17 protein-coding genes are annotated in these 18,534 nt (G+C 55.7%); 2 read left to right on the forward strand and 15 right to left on the reverse strand.

What is annotated here, in order from left to right:
* Window positions 1-4: 4 nt before the first annotated feature.
* Together cpaB and ACR0DU_RS19075 are read right to left on the reverse strand one after the other, a co-directional pair.
* A complete protein-coding gene (gene cpaB / locus ACR0DU_RS19070) occupies window positions 5-820 on the reverse strand; it encodes a Flp pilus assembly protein CpaB (RefSeq protein ID WP_010443522.1) in 816 nt (271 codons plus the stop codon).
* 134 nt (window positions 821-954) lie between these two features.
* Entirely contained in the window at window positions 955-1,128 is a 174-nt protein-coding gene (locus ACR0DU_RS19075) for a Flp family type IVb pilin (protein WP_010443521.1), read from the reverse strand.
* A 336-nt stretch (window positions 1,129-1,464) separates the two neighbouring features.
* Between ACR0DU_RS19075 and ACR0DU_RS19080 the strand changes: the two genes are divergently transcribed.
* The gene (locus ACR0DU_RS19080) at window positions 1,465-2,181 is read left to right on the forward strand and encodes a DUF6629 family protein (RefSeq protein ID WP_170782038.1); all 717 of its coding nucleotides are present in this window, start codon (window positions 1,465-1,467) and stop codon (window positions 2,179-2,181) included.
* 400 nt (window positions 2,182-2,581) lie between these two features.
* Here the strand turns inward: ACR0DU_RS19080 and ACR0DU_RS19085 are convergent, their stop codons facing one another.
* From ACR0DU_RS19085 to ACR0DU_RS19140, 12 genes are all read right to left on the reverse strand, one after another.
* Window positions 2,582-4,363: a thiamine pyrophosphate-binding protein gene (locus tag ACR0DU_RS19085; protein ID WP_480876658.1), complete on the reverse strand. Its 1,782-nt coding sequence runs from the start codon at window positions 4,361-4,363 to the stop codon at window positions 2,582-2,584.
* Window positions 4,363-5,772 (reverse strand): aldehyde dehydrogenase family protein, encoded by a 1,410-nt coding sequence (locus tag ACR0DU_RS19090; RefSeq protein WP_480876661.1) that lies wholly within the window; start codon window positions 5,770-5,772, stop codon window positions 4,363-4,365. Before ACR0DU_RS19090 ends, ACR0DU_RS19085 begins: the two co-directional genes overlap by 1 nt.
* Window positions 5,753-6,667: a sugar phosphate isomerase/epimerase family protein gene (locus ACR0DU_RS19095; RefSeq protein WP_480876663.1), complete on the reverse strand. Its 915-nt coding sequence runs from the start codon at window positions 6,665-6,667 to the stop codon at window positions 5,753-5,755. The genes ACR0DU_RS19090 and ACR0DU_RS19095 overlap by 20 nt, the downstream gene beginning before the upstream one ends.
* Before the next feature lie 154 nt (window positions 6,668-6,821).
* Entirely contained in the window at window positions 6,822-8,012 is a 1,191-nt protein-coding gene (locus tag ACR0DU_RS19100; protein WP_480876666.1) for a Gfo/Idh/MocA family protein, read from the reverse strand.
* Complete coding sequence (locus tag ACR0DU_RS19105) at window positions 8,005-8,679, reverse strand: hypothetical protein (protein ID WP_480876669.1); 675 nt, start codon at window positions 8,677-8,679, stop codon at window positions 8,005-8,007. Before ACR0DU_RS19105 ends, ACR0DU_RS19100 begins: the two co-directional genes overlap by 8 nt.
* Window positions 8,669-9,856 carry a Gfo/Idh/MocA family protein gene (locus ACR0DU_RS19110; RefSeq protein ID WP_480876672.1) on the reverse strand — a complete coding sequence of 396 codons (1,188 nt, stop codon included), beginning with the start codon at window positions 9,854-9,856 and terminating at the stop codon, window positions 8,669-8,671. The genes ACR0DU_RS19105 and ACR0DU_RS19110 overlap by 11 nt, the downstream gene beginning before the upstream one ends.
* Window positions 9,846-10,661: a citryl-CoA lyase gene (locus ACR0DU_RS19115; protein WP_480876675.1), complete on the reverse strand. Its 816-nt coding sequence runs from the start codon at window positions 10,659-10,661 to the stop codon at window positions 9,846-9,848. Before ACR0DU_RS19115 ends, ACR0DU_RS19110 begins: the two co-directional genes overlap by 11 nt.
* The gene (locus tag ACR0DU_RS19120) at window positions 10,661-12,511 is read right to left on the reverse strand and encodes a bifunctional sugar phosphate isomerase/epimerase/4-hydroxyphenylpyruvate dioxygenase family protein (protein ID WP_480876677.1); all 1,851 of its coding nucleotides are present in this window, start codon (window positions 12,509-12,511) and stop codon (window positions 10,661-10,663) included. Before ACR0DU_RS19120 ends, ACR0DU_RS19115 begins: the two co-directional genes overlap by 1 nt.
* 38 nt (window positions 12,512-12,549) lie before the next feature.
* Window positions 12,550-13,845, reverse strand: a complete 1,296-nt coding sequence (locus ACR0DU_RS19125) for a TRAP transporter large permease (protein ID WP_170473842.1) — start codon at window positions 13,843-13,845, stop codon at window positions 12,550-12,552.
* Complete coding sequence (locus tag ACR0DU_RS19130) at window positions 13,842-14,417, reverse strand: TRAP transporter small permease (RefSeq protein WP_170473839.1); 576 nt, start codon at window positions 14,415-14,417, stop codon at window positions 13,842-13,844. The genes ACR0DU_RS19125 and ACR0DU_RS19130 overlap by 4 nt, the downstream gene beginning before the upstream one ends.
* Before the next feature lie 29 nt (window positions 14,418-14,446).
* A complete protein-coding gene (locus tag ACR0DU_RS19135) occupies window positions 14,447-15,457 on the reverse strand; it encodes a sialic acid TRAP transporter substrate-binding protein SiaP (RefSeq protein WP_010443510.1) in 1,011 nt (336 codons plus the stop codon).
* 102 nt (window positions 15,458-15,559) lie between these two features.
* Window positions 15,560-16,642: a Gfo/Idh/MocA family protein gene (locus tag ACR0DU_RS19140; protein WP_480876682.1), complete on the reverse strand. Its 1,083-nt coding sequence runs from the start codon at window positions 16,640-16,642 to the stop codon at window positions 15,560-15,562.
* 209 nt (window positions 16,643-16,851) lie between these two features.
* Between ACR0DU_RS19140 and ACR0DU_RS19145 the strand changes: the two genes are divergently transcribed.
* A complete protein-coding gene (locus ACR0DU_RS19145; protein ID WP_010443508.1) occupies window positions 16,852-17,505 on the forward strand; it encodes a GntR family transcriptional regulator in 654 nt (217 codons plus the stop codon).
* A 524-nt stretch (window positions 17,506-18,029) separates the two neighbouring features.
* On the opposite strand, the gene ACR0DU_RS19150 is transcribed toward ACR0DU_RS19145, so the two are convergent.
* Window positions 18,030-18,530, reverse strand: coding sequence for a transglycosylase SLT domain-containing protein (locus ACR0DU_RS19150; RefSeq protein ID WP_480876692.1), 501 nt, complete (start codon window positions 18,528-18,530; stop codon window positions 18,030-18,032).
* Window positions 18,531-18,534 lie beyond the last annotated feature (4 nt).

Below are 18,534 nucleotides of genomic sequence, written 5' to 3' on the forward strand. Positions count from 1 at the left end.
CGATTCAGTTGATGATGGATTCTGTCACTTCGGTGCCGCGGCGGACCCGGACTATGGTTTTACGCACCGGTTCTTTGATGTCCTGCGCAACAACCGGCTCATCAATCAGAAGATCGTTAAGTCGCGTCATGGTCAGCGTCTTGTCCTCGGTGTCATCAATGGACCGCAAGGTGAGGCTCAGCCGACCGGCACGTTGCGCCAGAGCAAGGCGCTGGACCTGATCCGGGGTAACGGCAACAGTAACCGTACGTGCAACAACGGGTTGGTCGGTCTGTTCGTCAGATTCCTGATCAACACCAATGACCCTGATGTTTTGCAAAATTGTGACGGCGTGCATGTCTCTTTTTTCGCCAGTGGTCATTACTACATCGACCCGATCACCGGGGGTGACAAAGCCCCCGACGGCGGTTTCGGCATCAACCTCAATGGCCATGGCGCGATGATCTGCGCCCAGCGTCTGAACGATGGTGACCTTTTCACCAAAGTCGGACACCTTGCTGTTCAGGATCAGTTCACCCTGAGTAATTGCGCGACGAGCGCGACGGGACGGCATGCTGGCCTCCGCAATCAGGTCGTCGTAATCTGTAAAGACGCCCACGGGTACAGCACCACGGGGCCAGTCAATGGTTGTCAGCGCGCCGGGCTCGATTTCTTCACCAAACGAAATATCGCGCGATGCAACGACCACGCTCACCATCTCGCTCTCGGCCTCGACATTTGCGGACTGAGCGTCAAATTGAATGTAATCCCGAGCGACGTAAACCGACCCTCCGGCTACGACCAGGCCCGTCAATGCAGTGAAAATGGCAGAGAGTCTCATCTGGTGCTCCTTCAGCTATTTCCTGGCGTTTTTCGAATGAACCGATCTGAACGGTTGCACTTTGCCAGCGGATCAAAAAATTTATCCTGGGCGATAAGCACGCGGAACTGGGTGCACCGCGTGCTTTGTCTTCATTAAGGAATCAGGGTTTCCGCGTTGGTGAACTGACCGTTAACGTCGGCGCCCAAAGCGGTCAGAGTGGCCACTGCAATCGCCGTGACAATGGTCAGGGCGACGCCGTATTCCACGATGGTCGCGCCGCTTTCGTCGCGTGCCATGGTCTTCATCTTTACATAAAGCTTCAACATTTTACTCTCCTAGTTAACTCACTAGTTACTCATGGATGCCGCCCAAATTCGCGGCGTTCTAACCCCCCCATACGGACGGAGCCTTCCACAAGGTTAGGTCCCGCCATCAGGGCGCCGCATCCTCCAAACCACGGAGAAATACACGTTAAGATTGTAAGATTTGGCAGTTTAGCCGGTTCTTTGCCGCAAATTGGCCCGATTCCTTAACGGAATCTGAATGGCCAGGTCCGTGATTCTTTCCCAACTGACGGGCCGCTAATTGCGGTACCAGGCGGCTTTGCTGCACAAGCCAGTACTTCGGAATGAAAAGTGTTCTTTGCCTCAACGACTTCAGCTATGAAAAACGGTAAAGGTGGTCTAAGCATGTGTTTCTCATCACAAGCCAGTTTTGTAGCCGGTGCAGCAATCATAGCCTGCAGTGGTCTTACGATACGTTTGGCGTTGAAAATGGGCGAACGATTTCTTCCGCTAGCCAGCTTTCCACTTTTCTTTGGGATTCAGCAATTGTCCGAAGGCTTTTTGTGGGTGTCCATTGATAACCCGTCGGCGAACCCTTCTTCGGCAGCTGCGTTGACGTTTCTTTTCTTTGCCTATTTTTTTTGGCCGTTTTGGGTTCCGCTGTCCGCGGCTTCGATCGAAAGTAACCGGCGTCGCAGGCTCATATTCCAAGGGATTTGCGGAATTGGTTTCTGCCTTGGCTTGTTGCTTTACTTACCAGTGTTGTTGTCACCAGAAAACCTAGATATTGGCCTCGTTCATCACTCCATTCAGTATGAAAACATAGAAACGTACCCCTCCGAAATTACGAGGAACTTTGCACGTGTTTTCTACGCTTTGGTGATCTGCGTTCCGCTTGTAGGATCGAGCGATAAAGGTTTGCGAGGTTTCGGGTATCTAATTGTCGTTTCCGTTGCTTTGGGGTTCTTTTTTGCTTCTCATGCCTTCACGTCAATCTGGTGCTTCGTTGCGGCTGCTTTGTCTGCCTATATCTACTTCGTTCTAAAGTTTCACTACTGGGAGGTGGACCGCTTAGGTGGGCCCGCCAAAGGTTGAGGGACCTTTTGAAAAATGTGTTTAGGTACTGGCAGGATGCATTTGCTTGAAAGCTGTCATCCGACAGTTTTTGTCAGATGACCGCGTTGAACCCAAAACGAAAGTTCACTCGCCTATGGCGAAACGGGTGGTTTTGGACTATTTTGCATTAGCCTGATCCCAAATAGCAGAGACAAACATCCAAACGCCAATCCCATTGCGAGGGCATTGGCAACGAAGATACCGCCAAACAGGGATAGGCTTTGTTGTTGGACGAACCACTCTCTGGTCTGGACCTGAAGCTCCACAACCCGCTGCTGGCAAGACTGTATAAATTTTCCTCAACCAATTCCACGAGGATGAAATCATATTAGAACTGCGCGAACCAAACCTTCAGTGGATTGTGCTGCGCGCAGCCTATTTATGTCGCGACGTGAGAAACGTCTTTGTCCGGCGAATAAATATCCAAGATGTTCCAATGTCCGGTTGTTGGCGTTGGGTTGTTGATCATCGGGACATCCAAAACCGTTGGCTTGCCACTGGCGATTGCCGCCTCCAATGCGGGCAACAACTCGTCAGCAGCGCTGAGCCTGTGTCCTTCTGCACCATAGGCCCGCGCTATGTCGGCATAGCCCGGCCCGTTTGCGGGTGCTTCGGCCGATCCGGGGAAGGTTGTTCCATAGGTCAGGCCGTAATGCGCTTTTTGCAGTCCTGCGATGGTCCCAAACGCGTTGTTGTTCATCACAAGCCAGATGATGCCCAGATCAAGTTCGACAGCTGTTGCCAGCATTGACGGGTTTTGACCAAACCCACCATCGCCGACCAGGCTAAGCACCACCCGATCAGGTGCCGCCAGCTTCGCGCCGATGGCACCCGGAGGTCCAAAGCCCATCGTGGCGAACCCGCCCGGTGTCAGGATCGAACCGGGAGTCAGGATATCGAACTGTTGCCCAACTCCGTTCTTGTTCCATCCAACATCAGTGGTGATGATGGCATCTTCAGGCAGTGCCTTGCGGGTATCCGCCAGAATACGCTCAGGCATCATCGGAAAGGCAGATGAGGTCGCCATTTCCAAGTTACGCGCTTTGAAGTCCGTTCGGAAGTCAGCGATATTCTGTTCGAGCGCAGGGCGCTTGAAACCGTCCGGATACATCTCACGGGCCACCCGATTGAGCACACGAAGCGCGGCTTTAGCGTCCGCGACGACACCGATCTCGGTGGGATAGTTTCGGCCGATCTCTTGCGGTTCGATGTCAATGTGAATGACCTTGGAACCGGGAATATTGAACGTGTAGCCGGGATACCAGCTGGAACAATCGGCCTCTTTGAACCGGGTGCCCACGGCAAAGATGTAATCCGCATTCAGGCAGGACTGGTTGACCAGTTCGGTGCCCCAAAACCCGGTCATACCCAGTACAAGCGGATGATCGTCTCGCAACGCACCTTTACCCATCAGGGAATGCGCGACGGGCAGATCCATATGTTCGACAAACTCGCGCAACTCCTCGCTCGCCTGCGCCAACAGGATACCGCCACCGACATAGGCAACCGGGTTTTCGGCCTTCGCCAGTGCTTCGACAATCTCTCGTGCGGATTCATCGTCAATCGACGGTTTCTTGAGCGCGCGTGTATTGTCGCGGATACGGTCGAAACTGTCCGAGGGGATCACCTCGGAGAAGATGTCCATCGGCACGTTGACCAGCACCGGTCCGGGCTGGCCGCTTTCGGCAAGATGGAATGCTTTCTCCAGGATTTCGGCCATCAAGTCTGCCCGGTCCACCCGCCATGCACGTTTCACGAAGGGGCGGTAGATCTCCCACTGGGCGGCGTCCGCGTGCAGGTTCACCTCCTGATGCGGATGCTTGCCGTAGTAATGCGTGGGAATGTCACCTGCGATCACGACCATGGGGATACAGTCCAGCGCCGCGTTAGCGACCCCGGTGGCGCAGTTTGTCAAACCTGGGGAGAGGTGAGACAAAACCACCGAGGCCTTGCCTGTCACGCGGGCGTAAGCGTCCGCTGCGTGGCTGGCGATTTGTTCGTGTCGTACTGTAACGAAATCGATGGGACTTTCGGCAAGCGCAGCCAGTACCGCGATGTTCGTGTGGCCGCACAGGCCGAACACATGTTCGACCTCGCGGCGTTCGAGAAAGTCAACGATATGTTCGGCGACGGTTTTGCCTTCCAGTTTCGCTCCGTCCATCACGCGACCTCCTGTCCGTAGAACTCACCGAACAGGTCCGGCTCCGAGGGGCGATCCTCGGGGATCGGACGGCTGACCCAGGTGTAGTTCATCATGTGTTTCATGGTGACGTTTTCATTGGTGATGTTGCCGCCCCAGATGCCGCAACCCAGACTGCTGGTCATAGGCATGCCATTGGTCCAGGCACCTGCGTTGGCCTTTGACTGAGGCTGCCGCACCATCATGCGGCTGACCGGAGCCAAGCGCGCCAACCGATCGATGTGATCGTCATTGTGGCTATAGATGCCGCAGGAGTGACCTTTGCCACCAGTGTTGTAGATCTGGCTGACCGTTTCCAGCGCATCATCGAATGTGTCGAAGTGATAGAGCGCCATCAGTGTGGTCAGTTTTTCCTTGGAGAACTTGTGCTGCGGCCCTATTTGCCCCTGATTTTCAACCATCAGAAACTTGCGATCATCCGGGATCGAGAACCCGGCGACCTTGGCCGTTTGCTGAGGCGGACAGGCGATGGTCGGGAAGGTGCGGTTGCCTTTGTCGTCCCACATGGCCGCTTCGAGCATGGCCTTCTCTTCGTCCGAACACAGATACCCGCCTTCGGCCTTCAGCGCTTTGACCATATCGTCGTAGACCGAACGCTGGATAATGATGTTACCGTCGGCCGAACAACCCGAGCCAAAGTCAGAGGTCTTAGAGATGCGAGTGTTCCGCGCAGCGATGTCCAGATCGGCTGTCTCATCGATGACAATGGACGAATTGCCCGCGCCGACGCCATAGGCCGGACGCCCTGAACTGTAGGCCGCTTTGACCATGGGTTTGCCACCCGTTGCCAGTGTTAGATCACAAATTTCCATCAGATGCTGCGTCAACGGGATCGACGGTTTGCGGATCGACTGGAACAGGTCTTCGGGGGCACCGGCGGCGCGGCAGGCTGCGCGCATGACCTCGGCCATCTCAAAGGTGGTATGGGCGGTTCGCGGGTGCGGGCTAAAGATGACGGCATTCCTGGCGTTCGCGGCGGACACGCCGGTCACCGGTGGCGTCATCGCAGGATTGGTCATCGGGATCAGAGACGCGATCACACCGGCAGGTTTGGCATATTTAACCAGGCCCTTTTCTTCGTCGACTTCGACGATCCCGGTCGACGGTGTGCGCAGTACGTCGCGCAGGACCATGTGTATCTTGAACCGCTTCGCAGGACGCCCTTCGCGATCACCAATACCGCTCTCGTCCACGCCTTGCTGTGCCAGACGCGTAAAGGTCTTCTCATTCCCTGCATACCACGCGATGGCCTGAGACAAGCGGTCCAGCCGGTCCTGATCCCAATCCTTGATTTCGGCCATGGCAGCGCGGGCGCGCGCCAGCATATCGGCCGCGAGTTGTCGGTCGTTTTCAGTGAGCTCTTTGCCCATGATAATCCTCTTGGTGTTTTGGAATTGCTGCATCGGGCATACGGCGCTGTGACCGCGCCTCGCCGAATGTTCGCTTGGCGTGGCTGAGACAACGACGCGCGTGTTCTTCATACCCCAACTCGGCAACGCGACTTTGGTTGGGCAGTTCAATAGAATAATCGACGGGAGGCATCCGTTCGATGATGCCGGTGAAGTCAATCCAGCCTTCGCCAGGATAGAGCCGCGCATCGCGGGCAAGTTGGATCATGCCCTCGCGCGTATCAGCGATGCCGGGCAGGCAATCAGAGATGTGCAGGAAGTGAAACAGGTCCGAAGGGACGTGCAAAAGCTCCCCGAGATCCACTCGGCTGAGGTGCAGATAGAGCGTGTCGACCAGAATACCACCATTCGGCTGATCAGAGGCGCGGACAATATCCAGCGCCTCATCCAGAGTACGAAGGCGGGAAAAGCTTGGGAACTCAAGGTCCACCGTCAGTCCATAGGGTGCTGCCAGTTCGCAGGTCTCAGAATAGACGTCGATCAGAAAGTCACGATCATCGCGGGTGTTGGTCCACGCGCTCATGATCATGCGTTTGGCGCCGAGTTCCCCGCCGATTTCCAACGAGCGCTCAAAGCCGCGCGGGTCCACGTCTTCGGTGATGCGCGCAATCTCAACATCAAGGACTTTTAGGCCGGTTGTCGAAAGAGCCGTCTTGGTGGCCTGCACCTGCGCCTTGTCGATCGGGGATTGGGTGAATTCACCGGGCACATGCATCGGAATGAACCGGGGACTGACGGCATCGTAACCGGCCCGCGCGGCGATATAGACCAGCTCGGGCGGCGTACAGCCAATCAGCGTCAGATGCGCCAAGGAATAGAGAGAGGGGCCTGCGCCAGCCTCTTCGGGTTTCACCATGAACGACAGCTCCACGTGTCTGCGAATCTAAAATTCATCACACGTAGTAAAAAATATCTGGTATTTTTTAAAATATCAACTTTTAATACCGAGCAGGAAATGAAAATGCCCGGGCCCTAGCCCGGGCGTGCTTAACCTTCGTATTGGCAAAGCTTTAGATAGTGACCCAGTCGCCTCCGGACTGGTGAGAGCGCACAGAGGCATCAATGAATCGAACACCGTCTGCGCCTTGATCGACACTGGGATAAGAGAGCCAATCGGCCGGAACGGTAACGCGATCCCGACGCGCGGCGACGGCCATGGCAAATTCCGTATAGAGATTTGCCCAGGCTTCGATAATCCCTTCGGGGAAGCCGCGCGCCGTACGGATCAGACGTTCCGCACCGGGGCCGATGCCATGCCCGTGACCTCGGCTGATGATACGATCCGGCTCACCGAACCGATTGAACTTCAGCTGTTCCGAATTCTCCAAGTCCCACTCGAGGCCTCCTTCGCTACCGAATATCCGCAACCGCAACCCACCCCGATTTCCGGGGGCAAGGCGTGTTGCCATCAGGGTTCCCGGAACCTCGTTTTGATAGCGGGTGAACATGAATACCGTGTCTTCCAACGGCTTTGGCGCGCCGCAGACGTGAAACTCGGCCCGCAGGTCGGTCATCGGCAGGCCCGAGACAAAACTGGCAAGATGCGCGGCATGGGTGCCGATATCGCCAACGCAGCTGGTCGGGCCTGAAATCTTGGGATCCAGCCGCCACTTTACATGAGGCGCATCGGCCACATCTTCGGGCGTCATCCAGTCTTGCATGAACTCAACATGGATTTGGTTGATTTTGCCGATGCCGCCTCCGGCCACGATTTGCTTGGCCTGCCGGATGACCGGGAAACACGACATCGCATAACCGACGGCAAAGACTTGCCCCGTGCGCGCGGTGATTTCCTCAAGCCCTTGGGCCTCGGCGACTTCGTTGGTCAGGGGCTTGTCGCACAGCGCGTCAATGCCCGACTCCAGAAAGGCTTTGGCCACGTCGAAATGAACGTGGTTCGGGGTGGTGATCATCACTGCATCCACGCCATCCGGACGTGCCGCCTCGGCCTTTGCCATCTCGTCGAAGGACGCATAGCACCTGTCTGCTGGCAGGAACCACTCAGCCCCGCGCGCTTTGCTGCGCGCGGCGTCAGAACTGAGCGCGCCTGCGGCGACCTCCCACCGGTCGGCCATCCGCGCGGCCGTTGCTTGCGTGATTGAGATCCGTCCTCCACCAACAACGCCCAGCCGCAAACGGCGAGACAAGCGAGGAAAGGGGCCGTCAAAGTTCAGGTCTTCGGGTAAAAGTCTCTCAGCCATTCTGAACTTCCATTTCCGGGACCAGTGCGCCCTCGGGCAGGATTTCAACCGCCATGAAGATGCTGGGGGTAATCGTCTCGTATTGATGCCAGGGATAGTTGCCTTCGGCGTCATACATCGGCTTGTGGGTCGTGCCCGGGGCCATGAATTCTTCGAGATAGAGCGTCTCAACGTCCCGTTCTCGGCATTGCTGCATTTTACCGAAGCCAACGATTTGCGTGTGCACTTCGCGGAACCCCGGAACCGGGCAGAACGGATGATCCTTGTGCAATCCAACATTCAGTGGGACCGAGCCGGAATGGTACATGGTCAGGCCGACGTTACCCACGAAGACCTTTGGCGACATGTAGTGGCTAACGCCACGCAGACGCTCCTCTTGGCGGATATCAAAAGCAGATGGCCACATATCTTTCACCCATGCGAACAGCTCGTTGTCATCACCATGGGTGTCGAAACCGTAGACAATTACCGCGCGTTCTACGCTGTTAAGCGTGCTGTCTTGCACGATGACAGACGAAAGCGGTGCAACGATCTGATCCACGACCGAAAGGTCTCGTCCCCCAAGGTTCAAAACAATTGCACGACCCTCGACAGACATTCTGTCTTCATCGGTAATGTGCTGGACGTGAAAGAATGGTTGGGCAAAGTCGAGTGTCTCAACCGGCATGGACCAGCTCCTTCCTCTCATTCAATAGGAAATCGACCGGCAGAGGCTCCGGAGCCGTGCAAAGGCTTTCTATCGTCTGATAGGCGCCAAATTTCGGTGCCCGTTCAATCGCGTCCATGACTTCGAAAACGTGGTAGGCAAGTGCTCCACTTGCACGGGGTTGGCGTCCTTCTTGTGCCGCCAGGGCCAGATCCAAAAGGCCGAGCCCGCGGCTGTCCTCATTGAACCCGTGTTTGTTTTCGACCACCTGCCAGTCTTCGCGACCGGTTGGACGAGGTTGATGAGACCAGCGTGAGGTGTCCCGCGTTTTCAGCCAGACATCCCCCTGAAAGATGTTAGCTCCATGAACCGGGTCAGGGTCGGGAATGCTGATGGTGCCGTTTTCACCGTAGACTTCGAACCGCGGAGTTTCGCTGTCCCAGACGTCGAAGCTCATGGTCATCGACCCAATGGCGCCGGAGGAGAACTGCAGCAAGCTTAGGGAGTGCGTGTTGACCTCGACATCCATCCATTCGCCGTTGCGCGGGCCGTTTTCGATCATCCGCTGGTCAAATGTCCGCCGCGCCATTCCGGCTACGCGGTCAACGGGACCAAGGCAGCAGATCATGGCGGTCAGGTAGTATGGCCCAAGGTCTAGCAAAGGCCCTCCGCCCGCTTGGTAATAGAAATCCGGGTTGGGATGATGGCGTTCCGTCCCGTGGGTACCGACATGGGCAAAAACCCCTGTCGGCTTTCCGATGGCACCTTCATCAATCAAGCGCCAAACGGTCTGCCAACGACCGCCCAGAAACGTGTCGGGCGCGCAACCGACCAGTAGCCCATTTTCAGAGGCCATGTGCAGGATCGCCTTGCCATCCGATCGGTTCATGACCAGTGGCTTTTCGGAATAGACGTGCTTACCCGCCTCCAACGCGCGCAGGCTGATGTCGGTATGGGCTGCCGGAATAGTCAGGTTCAGAACACAGTCAATTGTCGGATCGTTGAACACTTCATCCGGCGTGCAGGCCTTGGCGATGCCGTATTGTTCCGCCTTGGCGCGGCTTTCTGATGGATCGAGGCTCGCGCAGGCCGCGACCTCGACGTTTGAGAATTTGGATAGTGTTTTTAGATAGATATCACTGATACGACCACAGCCGATAAGGCCGACCCGGAAGGATTTCGATGTCTCACGTGTCATCATTCCTGTCTTCGTAGAAAGGCAAGTAGTTCGGGGGCATCGGCCCTTTGTTGCGGCCACCCTGGTTCATCTGCTCCCAAGCGTGGGCCAGAATACCGACCGAGCGGGACAAGCAGAACAGCCCGCGCGACAAGGGCGCGGGAAAGCCAAGTTCGCAAAAGATCACCGCCGTTGCGCCGTCGATATTCATGGCGATTGGTCGACCGCCACGTTGACGGCCGAGTTCGGCCTGAACCTCTTCTCCGATATCGGCAAACCGGCCAGAAACTGTGCCTTCTGTCGCCGCATCACGAACAAGTTGCATCAATCGAGGCGCACGTGGATCGACGGGTTTGTGAAACCTGTGACCAAAGCCCGAGACGATCTTGCCGTACGTCTCGCGCCAGCTGTCCAAGCCGTCCCGAACAGCGTCATTCAGCGAAACTCCCGCATCCATGCGGACCGCGATATCATAGTACAGCTCGGCGCATTGTTCGCCAGCTCCGCCATGCACATCGCCCAGCATGTTCACCGCAGTCGCCATAGCATTATTGAGACCGACCCCGCAGGTGGCGGCCATACGCGCCGCCGCGATCGAGGGGGCCTGCGGGCCGTGATCCACGCCTGCGACCAGGGCAGCCTCGAGCAGACGTGCCTGAGCATCGCTGGGCAGATCGCCCCGCACCATCAACCAGATCATCTGAGGGAAGGAAACGTTCCCGATCAGGTCCTCGATGGGATGGCCACGAAACGCGATCTGGCCGGGCTTCATGTCGATGATGGAGGTGCGCCACCATTGGCGCACAGCTTGCTCGTCGCTCGTCATTATGTTTGCACCTCTTTCATCGTCTGGGTTTTGCTTTGCGCGGCAAGGCGAATGGGCGCGTTGCGCGCGCCATAACCAGCATAGCCCATACGGCGTTCAACGATTTCGAAGAAGAAGCCGTTAAAGATCGGGCGGCTATAGATCTGAAAATACTCTGCACCCGCTGCCCGGTCGTAGAGAATGTTGCCCTCGCGCAGTTGGGTGATCAGATCATCATCCAATCCGAAGGTCGCTTGCAGATCGGCGTAGTAGTTCTCTGGGATCGTCAAACTGGGAAAGCCGGATTTACGCAGCTGATCCGACGTTTCAAAAATATCGTCCGACTGGAAGGCGATGTGCTGAACACCGGCCCCAAACCCATCTTCAAGGAATGACGCTGCCAGAGTTCTGCGCCCAACGGCCCCGTTCAGGTTCAGGCGCACTTCGCCTTCAGGGCTTTCGATAGCCTGGCTTTGCACGACACCGGACGGGTCGGCGACGTTTACGATCGGCGATTTCGCCATCTCAAACGTCGAGATGTAATAGAGCAACCAGCTTTGCATCTCATCATGGCGCATTGTCTGTGCCAGATGGTCGATACGGCGCAGACCGGCAGGCTGGGTTGCTTTTGTTTTGGCGACTGGCTCGAATTCGATGTCCCAGACACGGTGCAGATCAGATTTCTCATCGATGAAATGGACAACATTACCACCGACACCTCGGATTGCGGGGATGTCCAGCTCGCCGGTGCCCACTGGTTGCGAGAAATTCGGCGCGCCCAACGCGGTCGCGCGCTGAACCGTCTGATCCGCATCTTTGACACGCAACCCCATGTCACAAACCGAGGGGCCGTGGCCCAGAAATGCCGAATGCGCGAAACCTTCCTTTTCGGTATTCACGACGATGTTTATCGCACCCTGCCGCCACAGCTCGACAGACTTGCTGACATGCTTTCGTTCCATGCGAAAACACATGGCCGAGAGCATATCGGCCAGCTGCGCGCCGCTTGTTTCGTCAGCTGTAAATTCGACGAATTCGAAGCCCGACGCATAAACGCGTTCAGGCAGGTCCGGGATACCGAAATCGGCTCCCGGCTCGGTCCGCGACACCTCGTCCAAAAGGTTGACCAGCGACCTGAAGCTGTCACGTGCCAGTGTTTGACCACCGGGTTGCGGCGCTGCCTCGTTGACCCGCGCAATGGACCACGGCCCCTTGTATCCCGCGCGGGACAGTACGCGCACGAAACCCGCTAGGTTCAGCGACCCAAGCCCCGGCAAGAGCCCGAAATGCCGCTTGAGCCTGCGGATATCCATTTCAAGCCGGGGTGCATCGGACAGTTGCACATGGAACAGGCGCTCTCCGGGAATGTCCCGAAGGCGGGCGGGCTTGGACCCGTCGGCCAGCGAGAAGAAGGAGTTCAAGGCCAACCCGAAATGTGGACTGTCAATCGCCTCGACAATGCGCAGCGCCTGCGCGTCCGAGTGGATGAGGTCGGACCAGGGCAAGCCCAAATAGGCCAGACGTACCCCCATCAATTTTGCAATCTCGGTCGCTTCCCCAAGGTCAGTGATCACCTGATCTTCGGTGGCGTCGGCCTCCACCTCAAAAGCTGAACCAATGAGCAATAGTTCTGTGCCCAACTCACCCATCAGATCGAGTTTGCGTTTCAACCGATCAAAAGCGCGCTGTCGACCGCCGCCAGATTGACCTTCAAGGTTATGGAACGGTTGCAGCAGGCAGATTTTCAATCCGAGGTCTGAGGCAATGTCCCGGATTTGCGATGGTGACCCGTCAAAGGCAGTCAAATCCGGTTCATGCAGTTCAACCCCGTCAAATCCGGCCCCGGCTATGGCATGCAGTTTCTCAGCCAAATCGCCGGGGATGGATGTTGTCGAAACCGACAGGCACATTACCCCTGGTACCCAAACATGCGCGGCAACCACAGAACCAGATCAGGCATCAGCATCATGATTATCAAGGCGAAGATGAGAACCGCGAGGAAGGCCCAGATTTCCGAGATGATTTCACGCAGCGGGATGTCCGTCACGGCGTTGATCACAAAGAGCAAAATGCCATAGGGCGGTGTGATCAGGCCGATCATCGAGTTCACGACAACCAGCACTCCGAAATGCACCAGATCAATCCCAAGCGCTTCGCAGGTGGGGATGAACAGGGGCACAATCACCAGGATGATCGTTGTCGCGTCCAATACACAACCCAGCGCGAGGATCAGCAGGTTGACGAGGATCAGGAAAACAATCGGGCTAACATCCGAACCCTCCAGCAAAGCCGAGATCGACTGTGGAATCTGCTCCTGAATGACGATGAAGTTCAGAATGAACGCGCCACCGATGACTACCCCAACGGCTGCCGACGAACGGGCACTGTCAACGAAGACCTGATAGAGACCACGGAACGACAGGGCACGATAGAAGAACGCTGCCAGTAGCAGGGCGTAGAATGCAGCCACGGCGGCGGCCTCGGTCGGTGTGGTGACACCCCCGTAGATACCGTAGAGCAGGATCGCGGGCATCAACAGCGCCGGAAACGCGTTGGCGGTTTTTGCGGGCAACTCGCGCAGAGGAATTGGTTCTTCCAGGGCAAAGTTTCGCTTTCCAGCCAGATAGTAGTTCATCGCCATCAGAACGACGCCCATGATCAGGCCTGGCAGAATACCAGCAAGGAACAACGACCCGATAGACGCCTTTGAGACCAGCGCATAAAGAACCATCGGGATCGAGGGCGGAATGATCGGGCCGATCGTCGCCGACGCCGCAGTGATTGCGGCTGCATAGCCCCGGCTGTAACGGCCATCCTTGGTCATCATCTCAATAATGATCTTGCCGATCCCGGCAGCATCCGCGACAGCCGAACCAGACATTCCTGAGAAAATCAACGACGCAACCACGTTGACGTGCCCGAGGCCGCCCTTGAACCGCCCGACCGCAGCGACGCAGAAGTTCAGCAAGCGGTCGGTGATCGACCCCGCGTTCATGATATTGGCGGCGACTATGAACAAAGGCACGGCAAGCAGGATCGTGCTTTTGTAGAAGCCCTGCAGGATTTTTTCACCCGCCAGCGCGACATCCAGACCAGCGACACCCAGATACATCAGTGACGCCAAAAGGATGGAATAGCCGATAGGGGTCCCGATGCCTGCCAGAACAAAAAGGGTTAGCAGGCAGGAAAGGAGTTCGAAACTCATTTGCTTGCGTCCTCGTCGTCTTCCACATCAACGCGGGGGTGATCGTCGACCACGTTGTATCCCACGACCATTTCAAGCTCGGTTTTTGGTGGGCCGTTGCGCATGATGTCAAAGAACAGCCAAGCATACCGCGCAGCAACGACCAGCATGAACACGGCATAGATCGAAAAAACGGTGCGCAGCGGTATCTTTTCGCCCGAGAAGGGATTGCGAACGGTCGCGGTCTTGCGGATTTTCATCCAGTCAATGTAGTCCCAAGTTGGCAGAAAGCTGTAGAGCATCCCGACTACGATTGCCGCGGCTGCCAGCATCGCAAAGACCTGACGGACGCGTCGGGGCACAGACAGATAGATAATGTCGAATTTTACGTGATCCCGCTCGCGCACGATGAAGGCGCAGCTGAAAAAGATCACCCAGACCCAGAGGATGCCGATCAGTTCAAGCGTCCATCCTGCAGGGGTAAAGAAGTACCGCAGCAGGATTTGAAGAAGGAAGATCAGGAAGATTGCCGCCAGCATCCCGCCGGCAATCGCTTCGGTCAGTCGGGAGAACCCCTTTATGAAGTCTTTCATTGCGGTTCTCCCTCCCTTGCAATGCGGGCTTAGTTGCCCAGCGCGTTGATCTTATCCAAAACGCCTTCGGGCCACGAACCGGCGAATTCGCTGTCCAGATACATGGACTGTACCTGATCGCGGAACGCTGCGAGATCGGGTTCGTAGATCTCCATGCCCTGCTCTTTCAGGAAGCTTACGAGATCCTCTTCTTTCTGAAGCTGCTTTTGGCGACCCGATTCAGCAGCTGCATCTGCAGCTTCTTGAACCTTAGCTTGCTGTTCAGGGGTCAGGCTGTCCCAAACCTCTTTGCCGATGGCAATATAGTTCAGGTCCACCAGATGTGACGTTAGAACGATCTGGTTGGTCACTTCGTAGAACTTTGCGTCCACAACGGTCGGTAGCGGGTTGTCCTGACCGTCAACAGCACCGGTCGACAACGCAGTGTAGACCTCCGAGAACGCCATTGGTGTCGGAGCCGCACCCAGAGCCTTACCCAGGAACTGCCATGCATCAGTGCCGGGCATCCGCAGGTTCACACCTTCCAAGTCGGCCGGTGTCGAAACCGTCAATTCATCTTTGGGCTGGCGCAGGTTTACCTGGCGACGACCCAGATACATCACCGACAGCAATTTGACACCCAGCTCTTCTTCGGCCTTCTGCTTGAAGGCATCCATCAAGGGATCGTTGAAGACAGCAACCTGATGCGCGGCGTCCTGATGGACATAGCCTGCGGTGAAAATCGAAAACTCGGGGAAGAACTGTGCCAGTTCCTGCGCCGACGTGATCGACATTTCCAGGTTACCGCGGCTGATCGCGTCCAACTCGGTACCTTGTGCAAAGATGGTGCCGTTGTAGCTGGGCTCATAACTCGCGAAGTCGGCAACCATCGGCGCGAAAACCTCGGCCATGGCAACCGAACGCTGATCGGTTTCCGACCCCGAGGTTGCGAGGCGAAGTTGCACTTTATCCTGCGCCAGCGCTGCACTTGTTGCGCTGAACAGAACACCGGTGGCGACCAGGGCTGACACAGCAGCCCGGCGTGTAAGTTTGAAAGTCACTTTTTTCCTCCCTGAGACATCATTGATGCTTCTTTTTTGACGATTCCAAGTTTTGACCTATTTTGGACATTTTGCAAGATTTTTTACAAAATATCTGATATTTTATACAACCGAAATATTTGCGATCGGTGCTTGCTGAAACCTTTCTATCCTGATCGTTTCGCCTGTTCTGCAAGAATTCTGAATAGCCTCAATGACTTGAAGCGTTCTAAAACCTTCCCATCCCGATACGATCGGCTCGGCTTCGTGCCGGGCCACTTCAACAAAATGCCTGAGTTGATTGACCAACGGGTCAGAGGCGCCCTTCTTGAGCGCTGTGGACGAAATGGGGGTCCACCAGTCTCTTTGCTCACCCCGATAGCTCCAGAGCCGGAGGTCAGGGACGGATAGCGACCCATGAGAGCCGCCGATCATGTAGCTGCTTTCAGTGGTTGATGGATAGATTGGATATTCCTGAGACGTCATCTCCCAACTCCATGGTGCGACGATGCTGTCAGACACGCTTATGGTGCCAATGGCTCCGCCTTCGAACGTCAGCAACGCGCCAGCAACATCCTCGTTGTCGTAGCCGCGCTGCGATGCAGCCGATTGCGCCTGAACGGTTACGACCTCTCCGGCCAGATACCGCAGAAGATCGACGTCATGGACAAGATTAACCGAGATGGGTCCCGCGCCAGGTTTCTTTCGCCAGGGCGCAGTGTCAAAATACTCGTCGGGCTTATAGAACCAACAATTCGCATGGATTGCACGAACATCACCGATCTGCCCATCCGAAATCGCCTCCTTGGCCGATTTGATCAGTGGATTGTACCGGCGATGGTGTCCAACCATAAGCGGTACGTCTGCCTTCTCCGCCTCTTGAACAAGCTCTAGTGCCGCGCCAGCTTCTACGGCGATCGGCTTTTCCACGAGTATGGGGCAACCGTGCCGAATGCAAGTGAGGCCCTGCTCGACATGAAGTGTCGTTGGGGTCGCCAGCACAGCGCCGTCCGGGGCCTGATTGGCGAACATTTCTTCAAGCGTCTCGTAACACGCAACCCCATGTTCATCAGCATACGCGCGGCCTTCGTCGCTGGGGTCGACAAATGCAACAAGATCGACATGACGCAACGCACGGATTGCATCTGCGTGGCGACGTCCAACAAGGCCAATGCCGACGATGGCAATGCGAAAGTTCTGAGACACTTTGGTTCCTTCCGGAGGATCCAAAAAAGCTCTGGATCCGATGTTTGCGACTAGGCTGCATCGCCCAATTTGAACACGACCGTATTGGGGTTTTCCCGATTCCGCAATAATGTATGATATTTTTATTTATACCATACATCAGTTTGGATTGCTGATGACCTTTAAAAATGATAGATGAACGAGGAAACCAAGAATATCGGGTGAAATGCATGGCGAAGCAGCCGTCTACGATAGGCGCAAGCACCTATCAGCGCATCAAACGGGATATCATTTTCGGAGAGTTGCAGCCCGGCTCGAAACTTAAGCTGGACGCTTTGAAAGAGCGGTACTCAGCAAGCCTTTCGACGCTTCGTGAAACGCTGAACAGGCTTGCCAGCGATGGGTTTGTCGAAGCTCCCGAGCAAAGGGGATTTCTGGTTACGCCAGTTTCCCGTGAAGACCTGACCGAGATCGCAGAGCTGCGCGCCCTGTTGGAATGCCACGCATTGGAATTGTCGATTGCAAACGGCGACACGGATTGGGAAGGCAACCTTGTCGCCGCGCACCATAAGCTGCACCTGATGGAACAGCAGCTGCTAAAAGGAGATGACTCTGAGAAAGAAACCTGGAAACGGTATGATTGGGAGTTTCACCAAGCCATGATCGCGGCGTGCAACTCCAGAAACCTTCTGACGCTGCACTCGATCATCTACGATAAATACCTGCGCTATCAAATGCTTGTACTAACCTATCGCGGCGAAGAAGCCGTCGAGGAGCATAAAGGCATGTTCAATGCCGCCTTGGCCAGAGACGCGGATACAGCCAAGAAGCTACTAGTGGATCATATCCGAAATGGCCTCGCACATACGTTAGAGGCCATGTAGCCTGCCACAACTAATTGAATTGCTGTAGATCCACCCGCGAACGACTACGGACGCGTCTAAGAAGCAATGTAGGTGCGTGCTTAACGCTGCATTCCTATCATTGATTTTATTCAGAAAATTTGGGTGTCTTCGCCCATAATTTTGCATAGCACTTGCGCATAAGCCTGCACGATTTGCCCATAAGTTTGCACGATTCACTATACGCGCTCAATTGTCGATTGTCGTAACGTGGCTCGATCAACTTGGACACACCAAACTCAATCTAAAGTGCATTCTTCTTGGAAGAATTCAATCCAAAACTGAACAACACAACTCAATTGCGAGGTTATGGTAGATCACTTTCAATGTAGCGCGGCTCGGTCGGCCTTCTCGCAGGCAGCCAACTAGTACTTTGGCGACATACAAGTTTTGCAGCAGCTCTGCAAAACGCGCAAATACATGGCTCCGTAGTGCGAGCCCACTCTGTTTGGAGGAGCTTGGTTACGGTTAAATTGAAGCTGTATCTAGCTCCTGTGGAAAGGGCTTCAGCCGCAGTACTTTCGTACCTCAGTATCCCTAAGCCCGGTGGCCACAAGCATGCATCTGTTTCGCGCCTCGTAATAGTACCCACGAGCATACCACATGACCGCTTCGGGCTCGTTTCCATCTGAAACCATCCAAGCTCCGCGCAAGTATTTCACGGCGTATGTCAGGTTGGTCTGAGCGTCCAAGAGGTCGGAAGGCTGCCCGCGAAATCCCATCTGGCGCGCTGTCGCAGGCAGAATCTGCATCAGGCCGTAGTATGGGCCATTTCGAGCATTGGGACGATAATCGCTTTCTCGTTGGATCACACGGTGTACTAGGCTGCGCGGTACTCCGTTTGCGTCCGCAGTTTCGTCGATCATCATACGCAGCTCAGGGGTCTCACCGGGATAAAGTCGGGTAATTGGCTCTGCGGGTTCCTTGCCGCAAGCGGTAATAAATAGCGCGGCAAGAATGACTGTGTATCGCATCAAAATTCTCATCTCATTAATTACAAGATTCATCAGC

It is taken from the genome of Ruegeria sp. G2 (genome assembly GCF_056533505.1).